The sequence below is a fragment of the Desulfovibrio sp. ZJ746 genome (assembly GCF_011039155.1).
GTDB lineage: Bacteria > Desulfobacterota > Desulfovibrionia > Desulfovibrionales > Desulfovibrionaceae > Desulfovibrio.
Genome location: NZ_JAAKEK010000004.1, coordinates 162,060 through 176,433, shown reverse-complemented (window position 1 = coordinate 176,433; position 14,374 = coordinate 162,060). Strand labels below are relative to the sequence as shown.

General features: G+C 66.4%; 8 protein-coding genes. 6 read left to right on the top strand and 2 right to left on the bottom strand.

The window, feature by feature from the left end; genetic code table 11:
• Positions 1–130 precede the first annotated feature (130 nt).
• A complete protein-coding gene (gene gltA / locus G7Y54_RS08155) occupies positions 131–1,552 on the bottom strand; it encodes an NADPH-dependent glutamate synthase (RefSeq protein ID WP_165078827.1) in 1,422 nt (473 codons plus the stop codon).
• On the bottom strand, positions 1,542–2,384 hold the full coding sequence (locus G7Y54_RS08150) for a sulfide/dihydroorotate dehydrogenase-like FAD/NAD-binding protein (protein ID WP_165078826.1): 843 nt from the start codon (positions 2,382–2,384) through the stop codon (positions 1,542–1,544). The genes gltA and G7Y54_RS08150 overlap by 11 nt, the downstream gene beginning before the upstream one ends.
• Before the next feature lie 256 nt (positions 2,385–2,640).
• Between G7Y54_RS08150 and G7Y54_RS08145 the strand changes: the two genes are divergently transcribed.
• The 6 genes from G7Y54_RS08145 (at position 2,641) to glgP (ending at position 13,946) form a co-directional block, all read left to right on the top strand.
• Positions 2,641–3,195, top strand: a complete 555-nt coding sequence (locus G7Y54_RS08145) for a GAF domain-containing protein (protein ID WP_165078825.1) — start codon at positions 2,641–2,643, stop codon at positions 3,193–3,195.
• Positions 3,196–3,240: 45 nt separating this feature from the next.
• On the top strand, positions 3,241–4,257 hold the full coding sequence (gene gap, locus G7Y54_RS08140; RefSeq protein WP_165078824.1) for a type I glyceraldehyde-3-phosphate dehydrogenase: 1,017 nt from the start codon (positions 3,241–3,243) through the stop codon (positions 4,255–4,257).
• A gap of 374 nt (positions 4,258–4,631) precedes the next feature.
• Positions 4,632–6,797, top strand: coding sequence for an amylo-alpha-1,6-glucosidase (locus G7Y54_RS08135; RefSeq protein WP_165078823.1), 2,166 nt, complete (start codon positions 4,632–4,634; stop codon positions 6,795–6,797).
• Positions 6,797–8,119 (top strand): glycosyltransferase family 4 protein, encoded by a 1,323-nt coding sequence (locus G7Y54_RS08130; RefSeq protein ID WP_165078822.1) that lies wholly within the window; start codon positions 6,797–6,799, stop codon positions 8,117–8,119. The genes G7Y54_RS08135 and G7Y54_RS08130 overlap by 1 nt, the downstream gene beginning before the upstream one ends.
• Entirely contained in the window at positions 8,119–9,573 is a 1,455-nt protein-coding gene (locus G7Y54_RS08125) for a glycoside hydrolase family 57 protein (RefSeq protein WP_165078821.1), read from the top strand. The genes G7Y54_RS08130 and G7Y54_RS08125 overlap by 1 nt, the downstream gene beginning before the upstream one ends.
• A 125-nt stretch (positions 9,574–9,698) precedes the next feature.
• Positions 9,699–13,946 carry an alpha-glucan family phosphorylase gene (glgP, locus tag G7Y54_RS08120; protein ID WP_165078820.1) on the top strand — a complete coding sequence of 1,416 codons (4,248 nt, stop codon included), beginning with the start codon at positions 9,699–9,701 and terminating at the stop codon, positions 13,944–13,946.
• Positions 13,947–14,374: the final 428 nt, after the last annotated feature.

The window sequence follows — 14,374 nt, the reverse complement described above, 5'->3', positions numbered from 1 at the left end:
AGGGCTCGCTTTGCTCGCTAACGGGCACGGCGCTTCGCGCCGCCATCCGGTCGCAGCACCCGTCTTCCGCTGCGCTCCAGACGGAATGAAGGAATATCCCTCCACTGCCCTAGATTCACATTTTTTACGCTCATTTGCCCCCGAGCCGGCGCACGATCTCCTGCGCGGCCTTGCGCCCGGCGCCCATGGCGAGGATGACCGTGGCAGCGCCCGTCACGATGTCGCCGCCGGCGAACACATTGGGAATGGAGGTCTCGCCCGTTTCCGGGTCCGCCTCAATGTAGCCCCGCTCGGTGCGCGCGAGGTCGGGCGTGGCGTCCAGCAGGATGGGGTTGGAGCGCGTGCCCAGGGCCACGATGGCGAGGTCGGTCTCAAGGTCCTCCACCGCGCCTTCCACGGGCACCGGCCGCCGGCGCCCCGAGGCGTCGGGCTCCCCGAGTTCCATCTTTTGCAGGGTCACGGACGTGAGGCGCAACTGCTCGTCGCCGTTGAAGCGCAGCGGCGCGGAAAGCAGCGCGAACTCCACGCCCTCCTCGGCCGCATGCTCGATCTCCTCGGCGCGGGCCGGCATTTCCGCGCGGGTGCGGCGGTAGACGATGTGCACGCTTTCCGCGCCCATGCGCAGGGCCGTGCGCGCCGCGTCCATGGCCACGTTGCCCGCGCCGAAGACGGTCACGTGCCTGCCCGGGAAGGGCGGGGTGTCGTGCTCGGGGAAGTCGTAGCCGCGCCCGAGGTTGATGCGCGTCAGGTACTCGTTGGCCGAGAACACGCCCACAAGGTTCTCGCCCGGCACGCCAAGGAAGATAGGCAGCCCCGCGCCCACGCCGATGAAGACCGCGTCATGGTCCTTGCGCAAGTCCGCCACATCCACGGTGCGGCCGCCCACATGGTTGAGGTGGAAGCGCACGCCGAGCTCGCGCAGGCCCGCGATTTCAGCCGCGACAACGTCCTTGGGCAGGCGGAAGGCCGGGATGCCGTAGACGAGCACGCCGCCCGACTCGTGCAGGGCTTCGTACACGTCCACCTCAAGCCCGGCCGCGGCGCAGATGCCCGCGCAGGTGAGCGAGGCCGGACCCGAGCCGATACAGGCCACGCGGCCCTTGGCCTGGGTCTCGCTCGTCTCGGACGGGCAGGAATCCGGCGCGGCGGCGCATGCGGCGAGGTGCGTGTCGGCCACGAAGCGCTCGAGGCGGCCGATGGCGATGGCCTCGCCCTTGGCTTTCAGGATGCACTTGCCCTCGCACTGGTTTTCCTGCGGGCACACGCGGCCGCAGACCGCGGGCAGGCTGTTGGCCGTGCGGATGATTTCATACGCGCGCTCCACATTGCCGGCCGCCACCTCGCGGATGAAGTCGCGGATGGGCACCTCCACGGGGCAGCCCCTGACGCAGGTGGGCCGCTTGCACTGCAGGCAGCGCGAGGCCTCGGTGGCGGCCATGTCGCCATTGTAGCCGAGGGCCACTTCCTTAAAATTATGACGCCGCTCCGCCGGGGGCTGGCAGGGCATTTCCACGCGCGGGGCGACTTTTTTGGCGGAAGCTTCAGTTGCCATGGGGCTGCTCCTTCCTGTAGCGGTCATAGGATTCGGCCTCCTGCTCGCGGAAGGCCGCGAGCCTGCGCCGAAGCTCGGGGAAGTCCACCTGGTGGCCGTCGAATTCCGGCCCGTCCACGCAGGCGAACTTGGTCTTGCCGCCCACGCTCACGCGGCAGGCGCCGCACATGCCGATGCCGTCCACCATGATGGGGTTGAGGCTCACGGTGGTGGCGACGCCGAAGGGCCGCGTCACCTCGGCCACGGCGGCCATCATGGGCACGGGCCCCACGGCCACCACCTCGCCCACGCCGCCGGCCTCGAGGCGCTCCTTGAGGGGCTCGGTGACAAGGCCCTTGCGGCCGTAGCTGCCGTCGTCCGTACAGACGACGAGCTCGTTCACGAAGCCCATGAGCTCCTTCTCAAACAGCAAAAGCGACTTCTCGCGCGCGCCGATGACCGCCACCACATGATTGCCCGCGCGGGCGTGGCCCTTGGCGATGTGGTGCATGGCCGCGATGCCCGTGCCGCCGCCCACGCAGATGACCGTGCCGACTTTTTCTATTTTGGTGGGACGCCCGAGCGGCCCGCAGACATCGAGGATGCTGTCGCCCGCCTCCAGCGCCTCCAGAAGGGCCGTGGACTTGCCGAGCACCAGATAGACGATGGTGATCTCGCCGCGCGATGCGTCCGTATCGGCGATGGTGAGCGGGATGCGTTCGCCCTCGGGGCTCATGCGGAGCATGACGAAATGGCCCGGCCGGGCCTTGGCCGCGATCTCGGGCGCGTGGAGCACGAGCTTGCTCGTCTTGCCGGGGATCAGGCGCTCCTTGCGCAAAATGGGTGTGGGCATGGTGTCCTCCGCCTCGGGTGATGGCCCGCGGGGTGGCCCCCCGCGCGGCCGTGTCGCCGGCGCAGCCGGCATGCGCCAGCATAGGCGCGAACCATGCGGCTGGCAAGCGCCGGGAGGGGCGCTTCACCGATTGCCTCTCTGTGAAAAATGGTGCATACTGTCCCCGACCTGTTGTTGAGGATACGCCCGCGCGGACGCTGTGCCCTTCGCGCGGCTCTTGTCATTCCCTCTTGTGACACAAAACGAGGAGGATACCATGGCTCAGGACTATTTCCGCGCCCTTAGGGACGTTGCGCTGGTCATCAACTCCAGCCTGGAACCCAAGGAAGTGCTCCACAAAATCACCGAGCAGACCGCCAAGACCATGGGCTGCAAGGCGAGCACCATCCGCCTGCTCGACAGCACGGGCCGCTTCCTTCTGCCCAGCGCCGCCTGGGGCCTTTCGGCCAACTACATGCGCAAGGGGCCGGTTGAGGTCAAGCGCAGCGGCATGGACGGCGAGGTGCTCGCCGGCAAGAGCATCCACCTGAAGGACGCCGCCGCCGACGGCCGCTTCCAGTATCCCGAGTCGGCCAAGGCGGAAGGCCTCGTCTCCGTGCTTTCCGTGCCGCTCATGGCCGACGGCAAGGCCATCGGCCTCATGCGCGTGTATTCCGACGTGGAACGCGAGTTCACCCCCGACGAGGAGACCTTCATGGAGGCCGTGGCCGCCATCTCCGCCGTGGCCATCGAGAACGCGCGGCTGCACGAGGCCCTGCGCAACAACTACGAGCTGATGAGCAAGCACGCCTATTCCGTCTACGAGGACTAGTCCGGTCCGCACCCCATATTTCAAGCCAGCAACGAGGTATCTGCCATGAGCAAAGTGAAAGTCGGCATCAACGGCTTCGGCCGCATCGGCCGCCAGGTGTTCCGCGCCCTGCACCAGAGCTACCGCGACAAGGTGGAAGTGGTCGCCATCAACGACCTCTTCGACGTGAACACCTATTTCCACCTCGCCGAGTACGACTCGGTCTACGGCCGCGTCAATCTCGACTACAAGATCGACAACGACACCGTCACCGTGGGCGACTGGAAGATCCACTGCTTCTCCGAGCGCGACCCCAAGCAGACCAACTGGGGCGAATACGGCGTGGACATCGTGGTGGAGAGCACCGGCATCTTCCGCACGGCCACCCAGGCCGCCGTGCACCTGGAAAACGGCGCCAAGAAGGTCATCATCACCGCGCCCGCCAAGGAAGAGGACATCACCATCGTCATGGGCGTCAACCAGGACATGTATGACCCCAAGAAGCACAACATCGTGTCCAACGCCTCCTGCACCACCAACTGCCTCGCCCCGGTGGCGCTCGTGCTGGAAAAGGAGTTCGGCATCGAGCTCGGCAACATGGTGACCATCCACTCCTACACCAATGACCAGCGCATCCTCGACATGGCCCACAAGGACCTGCGCCGCGCCCGCGCCGCCGCGTGCAACATCATCCCCACGTCCACCGGTGCCGCCCAGGCCGTCGCCAAGGTCATCCCGCAGCTCAAGGGCAAGTTCAGCGGCTATTCCCTGCGCGTGCCCACGCCCACGGTCTCCGTGGTGGACTTCTCGGGCATCCTGAAAAAGCCCACCACCACCGAGGAAGTGCTGGCCAAGCTCAAGGAAGCGACGGAGACCTACCTCAAGGGCATCATGGAATACAACGACAAGGCCCTGGTTTCCATGGACTTCAAGGGCAACCCGGCCTCGTCCATCGTGGAAGCCTCCTACACCACCATCCAGAACGGCACCCTCATCAAGGCCGTGGCCTGGTATGACAACGAATGGGGCTATTCCAACCGCGTCTGCGACCTCATCTGCCTGATGAAGGAAAAGGGCTTCTAGCAAGCCCGGGGGCTTTCCACCCCCGATGCGGCCATTTACCCGCCCCCGGCAGCCATGATGCCGGGGGCGGGGCGTTTTTTTGGGCGCCCCCCGGGGGCGCGCAGGCAGGGGCGAAAAGCGGGAAAACCGCGCCGCGGGCGCGCAAAATCTCGACAGGCCCGAAAAAATTTTCTACACTTGGCGCAAGGCGGCGGAGGAATGCGCCACGGGCGGCCGGCTTCAGGCAGATGCCCGCAAGAAAGCCTCCCCCGCCGGGCCGGCGGCCCGTGCGCCTCGGCCGAGCGATCGGGTCATGCGCTGCCCTCTCGTTTCCGTTCATTTCCGCTTCCGCAGCACAGCCCGGCTTCCTTCCAACCTCCACTCCAGGAGGCCGTATGCGGTTCAGTTTTGACAAGGCCGCCTGCCAGAATACGCGCAGGGCCCTCCGCAAGGAATGGCTGCTCACCAACGGTCTGGGCGGCTATGCCAGCAGCAGCATCCTCTACTGCAATACCCGCAAATACCACGGGCTGCTCGTGGTCGCCACGCCCGACGGGCGGCAGGTGCTGCTCTCCGCCATGGAGGAGTCCCTCACCGGCGGCGCCAAGGAATTTCCCATCTCCACGCGCCAGCACCCGGGCGTGCTGCACCCCACGGGGCACCAGTACCTCGAAAAATTCACGCTGGACCCGTGGCCTAAGTTCACCTACCGCGTGGGCGACGTGCGCCTCACCCGCGAGGTGCTGCTCGTGCGCGGCGCCAACCGCGTGCTCTTCCGCTGGACCTTGCAGGGGCCGGAAAAGAACCACGGGCGGCTGCCGCGCCTCTCGCTGCGCCTCAGGCCGCTTCTGGCCTACCGCGGCTTCCACGAGCTGACCCACGCCAACGGCGCCATCAGCCCGCACACGGACGCCGCGCCCGGCGGCTTTTCCATCGCGCCGTATGAGGGCATGCCCGCGCTCTACATCCAGGCCGGCAGCGCCTCGGTGTTCACGCCGCAGCCGGACTGGTTCTACAATGTGGTGTATTTTCAGGAGCGGGAGCGCGGCTTCCCCGAAAAGGAAGACCTCTTCCAACCCGGCGTCATGGACATCCCGCTGCCGCCGCTGCCCGAGGGCGGGAGCGTCTACCTCGCCGTGGGCACGGAGGAAGTGCCGGCCGCCAAGGGCGGCGGCGCCGCCGACCTCGAGGCCGCGTGGCAGGCCGAGAGCGAGCCGCGCCTCGCCGTGCACAAGAAGGTGCACGGCCTCATCGGGCACCTCGAAAAAATGGGCGCCCAGTTCTGCGTGAAAAACCCCTCGGGCGACGCGGCGGTCATCGCGGGCTACCACTGGTTCGACGCCTGGGGCCGCGACACGCTCATCGCGCTGCCCGGCCTCGCCTTCTACGGCGGCCGCACCCAGTTCGGCCTCGATGTGCTTTCGCAGGTGCCGGCCTCCATGAAGAACGGCCTCGTGCCCAACATGTTCGCCCATCAGGGGGAACACGCCTACAACGCGGCGGACGCGGCCCTGTGGTACGCCTTCGCCGTGCAGTGCTACCTGCAGGAAAATCCCGACGGCTACGCCTGGGTGCGCGAGCACGCATGGAAGGCCCTCAAGGAGATCGTCGCTGGCTACCGCAAGGGCCCGGGCAATGACATCCATGTGGACGAGAACGGCCTCATCCACGCGGGCAACGGCCACACCCAGCTCACCTGGATGGACGCCATGAGCGACGGCAAGCCCGTGACCCCGCGCCACGGAAGCCCCGTGGAGCTCAACGCCCTGTGGTACAACACCCTCGTCTTCGTGGACCACCTCGCCAAGAAGTTCGACGAGCCCGACTGGCGCATGGGCGACCTGAAACCCATGCGGCAGAGCTTTTTCGAGCATTACTGGGTGGCGCGCGACGGCGGCTATCTCGGCGACGTGTGGCGCGACGGCATGCTCGACCAGAGCATCCGCCCGAACCAGATCCTCGCGGTCTCGCTGCCGCATCCCATCCTCGAGGAGCAGTACCGGCCGCAGGTGATGGAATGCGTGCGCAACCGCCTGCTCACGCCGTATGGCCTGCGCACGCTGGCCCCGTCCGACCCGGCCTACAAGGGCAAGTACGAGGGCGGCCCGGCCGAACGCGACGCCGCCTACCATCAGGGCACCATCTGGCCCTGGCTGCTCGGCCAGTACACGGATGGCCTCCTGCGCGTGGCCTGGGACACGGACGGCGCGGCCAAGGCCCTGCTCGACCGCGTGACGCCGCTCTTTTCCGACCACCTCATGGACGCGGGCCTCGGCAGCATCTCCGAGATTTTCGACGCCTCGCCGCCGGCCCGGCCCAACGGCACCATCGCCCAGGCCTGGAGCGTGGCCGAGTGCCTGAGGATGCTCATCCGGCTGAAGCGCGCCGCGCCCGGCGTCTATGACGCCTGGGAGCACAAGGTCGCGCACCGCCTCGCCAACCCGGTCTCCGGCGACACCGCGGGCGTGTGCCGCGTGACCATGATCCTCGAAGACGAATCCCCGGCACCCGCGCCCACCGCCAAGCAGGCCAGGCGCGCCAAGAAGAAGGGGGATGCCTGATGCGAGTCCTCATGTTCGGCTGGGAGTTTCCGCCGTATATCAGCGGCGGCCTCGGCACAGCCTGTTACGGCATGACGCACGCCCTGGCCCAGCTCGGGGTTGAGGTCATCTTCGTGCTGCCCCATGTGGAGGACGCGGCCACCGACTTCCTCAAGCTGGAGTCGGCCTCGGGCACGCCCATCACCCAGGAGGTGCAGGAGCGCATGGCCTGGGCCGGGCAGGAGATCTGGCGGTCCAACATCCGCTACCTTCAGGTGGACAGCCCGCTCATGCCCTACCTCACCCCGGAGAGCTACCGCGAGGCCCTGAAGAACCTGTCGAGCGAGTCCACGCCGGGCGGCGAGGTGGTCAAGACCCACGCCGGGCCGGCCTTCACGTGGAAGCTCAAGGGCGGCTACGGGCCGGAGCTCATGACCGAGGTCTACCGCTACGGGCGCCTCGGCGGGGCCATCGCCCTGCGCGAGGATTTTGATGTCATCCACGCCCATGACTGGATGACCTATCCCGCGGGCATCCTCGCCAAGGCGCTCACCGGCAAGCCGCTGGTCGTTCACATCCACGCCACGGAATATGACCGCAGCGGCGAGAACATCAACGAGATCGTGGGCGGCATCGAGCGCGCGGGCCTTTTGGCCGCGGACGTGGTGGTGGCCGTGAGCCAGCTCACGCGCAACATGGTCATCCAGCGCTACGGCGTGCCGCCGGAAAAGGTCAAGGTGGTCTACAACGCGGTGGAGCGCCATGACGTGGCGCGGCATTACGAGATCCCGCCGCGCATCCGCCACGAGAAGCGCGTGCTCTTCCTCGGGCGCATCACCTTCCAGAAAGGCCCGGAATACTTCATGGAGGCCGCGCGCCTCGTGCTCGAGAAGATCCCCAACGTGCGCTTCTTCATGGCCGGCAGCGGCGACATGCTGCCGCGCCTGGTGCGCCGCGCCGGGCAGTTGCGCATCGGCAGCCGCTTCCACTTCGCGGGGTTCTTGCGCGGCGAGCAGGTGGACCGCATGTTCGCCCTGAGCGACCTCTACGTCATGCCCTCGGTGTCCGAGCCCTTCGGCATCACCCCGCTGGAGGCCATGCTCTACGACGTGCCCGTGCTGCTCTCGCGCCAGTCGGGCGTTTCCGAAGTGCTCGAGCACGCGCTCAAGGCCGACTTCTGGGATACGCGCGACATGGCCGACAAGATCTGCGCGGTGCTCCGCTACCCGAGCCTCGCCGAGGAACTTGTGAAGAACTGCCGCGAAGAAATGAAATCCATCCGCTGGGGCAATGCGGCGGAACAGCTTCTGCAAATTTACCGCAACGTTACAGGGGAAAACTGATGCCAGCTCTCTGCCTTTGCTACGAAGTGCATGAACCGTACAGGCTGCGTCGCTACACGGTCTTTGACATGGGCCAGAACTCCATCTACGAGGACGATGACAAGAACTGCGACATCCTCCTCTACACCGCGCGCGCCTGCTACCTGCCCATGAACGACCTTCTCCTCAAGCTCATCCGCCGCTTCGGGAAGGACTTCAAGGTCTGCTTCTCCATTTCCGGCACGGCGCTCGACCAGTTCGAGCAGTACGCGCCCGAGGTTCTGGAGAGCTTCCAGGCGCTGGCCGCCACGGGCAGCGTGGAATTCGCTTGCGAGACGGCGCCGCACAGCTTCTCCTTCCTCTATTCCAAGCCGGAATTCGTGCGCCAGGTGGAGGACCACGCCAAGCGCATCAAGCGCCTCTTCGGCAAGAAGCCCGTCACCTACCGCAATGCGGAACTCGTGTACAACAACGCCATGGGCGTCGCGCTTGGCGAGCTCGGCTACAAGGCGGTGATGGCCGAAGGCGCGGACCATGTGCTCGGCTGGCGCAGCCCCAACTATCTCTACAGCCCCATCGACGCGCCCAAGGTGAAGCTCTTTTTGCGCAATATCCGCCTCTCCACCGACCTTGGCCGCCGCTTCAGCGACCAGTCGTGGGACCAGTGGCCGCTCACCGCGGAGAAATACGCGGGCTGGATCCACAGCCTGGCCGGCGATGCGGAGGTCATCAACATCTTCAACGACTACCACGTGTTCGGCCTGCGCAACACGCGCGAGTCCGGCATCTTCGCCTTCATGGAGGCGCTGCCCGACCGCATCCTCGCCAACAAGGACTTCCACTTCGCAACGCCCGCCGAGGCCGTGAAAAAGCTCCCCAGCGTGGGCGAGCTGGACGTGCCCGACTTCATGAGCTGGGACTACGAGGGCCGCGACCTCACCGCATGGCTCGGCAACGACATGCAGAAGGACGCCATCCACACCCTCTACAAGATGACCGACCGCGTACACGCCCTCGGCGCGCCTGACATCACGAGGGATTTTGAGCGCTTGCAAAGCTCCGACCACTTCCATTATATGTCCACCAAGTGGTTCACGGCCTTTGCGCCCGACAGGCCCAATCCCTTCCCGAGCCCCTATGACGCCTATATCACCTATATGAACGTGCTCTCCGACCTTGAGATGCGCGTGACCGCGGCGGAGGCGGAGTGGGAACTGGTGGACGACGTGGAAAAGATGGCCCGCAAGATCACCCCCGCCAGGGGCGAAGCGAAAAAGTCCGGGGGCAAGACGAAGGCCAAGGCCGCCCCGGAAAAGGCTGCCGCCAAAAAGCCCGCTGCCAGGAAACCCGCGGCCCCCAAGGCGGCGCCCGCAAAGAAGGCCGCGCCCAAAAAGGCACCCCCCAGGGCCGCCGGCGCCGCCAAGGGCGCGAAGAAATCCGCCCCGGCCAAAAAGTCCGGGGAAAAGAAGGCCTGAAGCAGGCCCCGATGGCTGGACGCCGCTGAACCGTGGGGGGCAAAACCGCCACGGTTCAGCCTTACGTTAATGACAACTGCCTGCCGCCGCCCGGCACCGTGCCGCCGGCGCCCAAAGGAGAAGACATGGAATTCCACAACGCTCCCGTGACCCTGTTCGAGGTGAGCTGGGAGGTCTGCAACAAGGTCGGGGGCATCTACTCCGTGGTGAGCAGCAAGGCCCTCCAGGCTGTGGACACCTTCGGCGAGGATTACTTCCTCCTCGGGCCCCAGCTCCAACACAACGCGGGCTTCGAGGAAACGGACGAGCACATCTGGGATTCCATCCGCCCGGCGCTGGCGGCGCGCAACCTCAAGTGCAGCCTCGGCCGCTGGAACATCCCCGGCCGGCCCAAGGCCATCCTCGTCAATTTTGACCAGCGCTACGGCAGCAACCAGCTGCTCTTCGACCTGTGGAAGAATTTCGGCGTGGACTCCCTCTCCGGCGGCTGGGACTATGTGGAGCCCGTCATGTTCGCCACGGCCTGCGGCGAGGTCATCGCGGCCATCCACGAATGCCTCGTTGCGCCCACCAAGGGCCGCTCCGTGGCGCTCTTCCATGAATGGATGTGCGGCGCGGGCCTTCTGAGCCTCAAGCGTAACGCGCCGGCCATCGGCACGGTGTTCACCACCCACGCCACCATGCTCGGGCGCGCGCTCGCGGGCACCGGGCGCGACATCTATTCCAACCTGCGCAGCATCAATCCGGCGCAGGAGGCCGCGGCCCAGAACATCACGGCCAAGTGGTCCATGGAAAGCGCCTCGGCGCGCGAGGCCGACGCCTTCACCACGGTGAGCCCCATCACCGGCGAGGAGTCCACGGTCTTCCTCGGCCGCTCGCCCGATGTGATCACCGTGAACGGCCTCGACATGCGCGTCATCCCGGACTTCACCAAGGACCGCAAGGTGCCCGCCGCCCACCGCGCCAAGGTGATGGAGGCGGCGGGCCGCTTCCTGCGCACCGAGCTTGCCCCGAACACGCGCATCTTCGCCATCTCAGGGCGCTACGAGATGCACAACAAGGGCATCGACATCTTCCTCGACGCGCTGGCACGCGCGGACAAGAACCTGCGCGGCACGGACGCCTCCATCCTGGCGCTCTGCCTCGTCATGGGCGGCCACACCGGCGTCAACCAGGCCGCGGTCTCGGGCGACCCCAACGCCACGGACAACGGGCTGCCCTTCATCTGCACGCACCACGCCTGGAACGCCCCGCAGGACCCCATCATCAACGCCTGCCGGCGCCTCGGCCTCAACAACCAGCCGGACAGCCACGTCAAGGTCATTTTCGTGCCGGCCATGCTGGACGGGCACGACGGCTTCCTCAACATGCAGTATGAGGATGTCATCTCGGCCTGCGACATGGGCTTCTTCCCCTCCTGGTACGAGCCCTGGGGCTACACCCCGCAGGAATGCGCGGCCTGGGCCGTGCCCACCCTCACCACCGACCTTTCCGGCTTCGGCATGTGGGCGCGCAACGCCCAGAAGGGCAACGACGAAAAGAGCGGCGTGGCCGTCATGCCGAGGCGCGGCATGAACTTCGACCAGAGCGCGGAAATGCTGCACACCTATGTGCTCAAGGCCGCCACCATGGCCCCGGAGACCCTCGCCGAGCTGCGCACAAGCGCGCGCGACGTGGCCGAGCTCACTTCCTGGAGCCACTTCTTCGCCAACTATCTCGAGGCTTTCCGCATCGCGCTCGAGAAATCCACGGCCCGCACCGAGCAGGAGAGCGAGGCGCGCGAGGGCATGAACCGCGTGCTCCAGGCCTCCTCCTCGGTGACGCCTTTCCTCCGGCCCATCCTCGCCGTGGCAGAGCTGCCGCCCGAGCTCTCGCGGCTGCGCGAGCTCTCCAACAATCTCTGGTGGTGCTGGCACGACAAGGCGCGGGCGCTCTTCATGAGCCTGAACCCGCAGATGTGGGACAAGTGCCACAATCCCATCCAGGTGCTCGGCCAGGCGGACAACGAGCGCCTCGAGAGCCTTGTCGCCAATGAGGAATACATGCGCCTCTACACCGAGGTCATGGCCGAGTTCGACGCCTACATGGCCGAGCCGCTGCGCGACCTCGACGAGCATGTCAACGTCAAGCACCCCGTGGCCTACTTCTCCACCGAGTACGGCATCACCGAGTCCGTGCCCATCTATTCGGGCGGCCTCGGCGTGCTCTCCGGCGACCACCTCAAGAGCGCCTCGGACATGGCCGTGCCGCTCTTCGGCATCGGCCTGCTCTACAAGAACGGCTATTTCAAGCAGGAGATCGACGAGAACGGGCGCCAGGTGGCCGTCTATCCGCTCAACAACTTCTCGCAGCTGCCCGTGAGCATGGTTACCGACGCCAACAACGCGCCGCTCTATGTGCAGCTGGAGCTGCCCGGCCGCATCCTCTACGCGCGCATCTGGCAGATGAAGGTCGGCCGCGTCACCCTCTACCTCATGGATACGGACACCACCCGTAACAGCGAGGAGGACCGCAAGATTACCGACCGCCTCTACGAGGCCAACCGCGAGATCCGCCTGCTCCAGGAAATGCTCCTCGGCATGGGCGGCATCCGCCTCATCCGCACCCTCGGGCTGGAGCCCCATGTCTACCACATGAACGAGGGGCACTCCGCCTTCCTCGTCATCGAGCGCCTGCTCGAGTGCATGGGCCAGGGCATGAGCTATGACGTGTCCACGGTGCGCGTGCGCTCCAACACGGTGTTCACCACGCACACGCCTGTCCCGGCGGGCAACGAGGCCTTCTCCATCGACCTCATGAGCCGCTATTTCACCCACTTCGCCAGCAAGCTCGGCCTTGACTGGGGCCAGTTCGTCCAGCTCGGCCAGATCGAGGGCGGCAATGCCCATAACTTCGAGATGACGGTGCTGGCGCTCAGGTTCTCCTCCTGGGCCAACGGCGTGAGCCGCCTGCACGGCGAGGTCTCCAGGCACATGTGGAACAAGCTCTGGAAGAGCCTGCCGCTCGCCGAAACGCCCATCACCTATGTCACCAACGGCATCCACACGCCCTCCTATGTGGGCACGCAGATGCACGAGCTGCTCAACCAGTACCTCGGGCAGGGCTGGCTCCAGGCCGAGCCGGACGACCCGGTGTGGGCCAAGGTGGACGCCATCCCGGACGACACCTACTGGGCCGCGCGCATGACCCAGAAGGAAGAGCTGCTGGACGCCCTGCGCGCCGCCATCCCCGGCTACGCGCAGAAGTACCGCTTAAACCGCGCCGAGCGCGCCCTCATGGAGAGCGCCCTCAAGCCGGGCACCCTGCTCATCGGTTTCGCGCGTCGTTTTGCGCCCTACAAGCGCGCCACCCTGCTCTTCGCCGACCCCGACCGCCTCGCCCGGATCATCAACGATCCCGAGCGCCCGGTGGCCTTTGTGTTCGCCGGCAAGTCGCACCCGGCGGACGAGGCGGGCATCAACATCCTCCAGGAAGTCATCAGGATGAGCCGGGACGAGCGCTTCCTCGGCAAGATCTTCTTCATGGAGGATTACAGCCTCGCGGTCTCGCGGCTGCTCTCGCAGGGCTGCGACGTGTGGCTCAACACACCGCGCCGGCCGCATGAGGCCTCGGGCACCAGCGGCATGAAGCTGCCCGTCAACGGCGGCATCAACCTGAGCATCTCCGACGGCTGGTGGTGCGAGGGCTACAACCGCGAAAACGGCTGGACCATCGGCCCGGTTGTCACGCTGGAACTGCCCACGGACGACCAGAACGACTACTCCGACGCCGAGGCCCTGTACACCCTGCTCGAGCACCATGTGCTGCCGCTCTACCATGACCTCAACAACCAGGGGCTCCCGGGCCGGTGGATCACCATGTCCAAGCGCTCGCTCAAGAGCCTGACCGCCATGTACAGCAGCAACCGCATGGTCCGCGACTATGTGCACGAGGCCTACTGCCCGGCCGCGGCGCGCCGCGACGAGCTCGCGCGGGACAACTGGGAGCTCTGCCGCGAAGTGGCCGAGTGGAAGAAGGACCTGCCCGTACGCTTCGGCACCGTGAAGATGGAAGAGATCATCCTGAGCGGCGCGGACGGCAACACCATGCTCTGCGGCGAGCCGGTCAACGTGCGCCTGCGCCTCAACCCGGGCGAGATGAAGCCCGAGGAGATCCTGGCGCAGCTCGTCATCGGCCGCACCTACGCCAACGGCAACTTCCGCGACCGGCCCGACGTGCTCCGGCTGGAGCCGCGCGCCAATGGCAACGGCATCACCTATTCGGCCACCTATATCCCGCGCCGCAACGGCGCCTACCGCTACGGCATCAGGATCATGCCCGTGCACAAGGGCCTGTCCTCGCCGCTGGAGACCGGGCTCGTGCTCTGGGGCTAGCGGCGGCACGCCCTTCCGCTGAATGACGGACCGCCCCTTCTCCCGCGTCCGGGGGGAGGGGCGGTTTTTGTATGTGCCTTGCTGTGGTGGGGCATGGTCTCAATGCTGAAGTATCCGTCAAAAACAGCCTGGCTCCCGGCCGTTGCGGCGCAGGAAGCCGCGGAGGGAGGCAGCAATCAGGCAACGCGCCGGTCATCCGGCGAAACCGCTGTCGCCAGCCGTGTGGCTCGCAAGCTCGCCGGCGGCTGGCGCTCAAGCACCCCAAAATCTTGTTTTCCAGGATTCTTCCGGCACCACCCGCCCGTCTCCCGCCTCGCTCCGGAAGGGATAGCGGAAGATCCCCCTCCTGCATACCAACGCTCTTGCGCATGTCCCGCAGCAAAAGGCTTCGAATGACCACAAGCCCCGGGCTCCCGCTTGACTTGCCC

Coding starts and splice junctions, on each gene's coding strand:
- G7Y54_RS08135 (WP_165078823.1), top strand. CDS start 4,632: ATGCGGTTCAGTTTTGACAAGGCCGCCTGCCAGAATACGCGCAGGGCC.
- G7Y54_RS08145 (WP_165078825.1), top strand. CDS start 2,641: ATGGCTCAGGACTATTTCCGCGCCCTTAGGGACGTTGCGCTGGTCATC.
- G7Y54_RS08130 (WP_165078822.1), top strand. CDS start 6,797: ATGCGAGTCCTCATGTTCGGCTGGGAGTTTCCGCCGTATATCAGCGGC.
- G7Y54_RS08150 (WP_165078826.1), bottom strand. CDS start 2,384: ATGCCCACACCCATTTTGCGCAAGGAGCGCCTGATCCCCGGCAAGACG.
- glgP (WP_165078820.1), top strand. CDS start 9,699: ATGGAATTCCACAACGCTCCCGTGACCCTGTTCGAGGTGAGCTGGGAG.
- G7Y54_RS08125 (WP_165078821.1), top strand. CDS start 8,119: ATGCCAGCTCTCTGCCTTTGCTACGAAGTGCATGAACCGTACAGGCTG.
- gap (WP_165078824.1), top strand. CDS start 3,241: ATGAGCAAAGTGAAAGTCGGCATCAACGGCTTCGGCCGCATCGGCCGC.
- gltA (WP_165078827.1), bottom strand. CDS start 1,552: ATGGCAACTGAAGCTTCCGCCAAAAAAGTCGCCCCGCGCGTGGAAATG.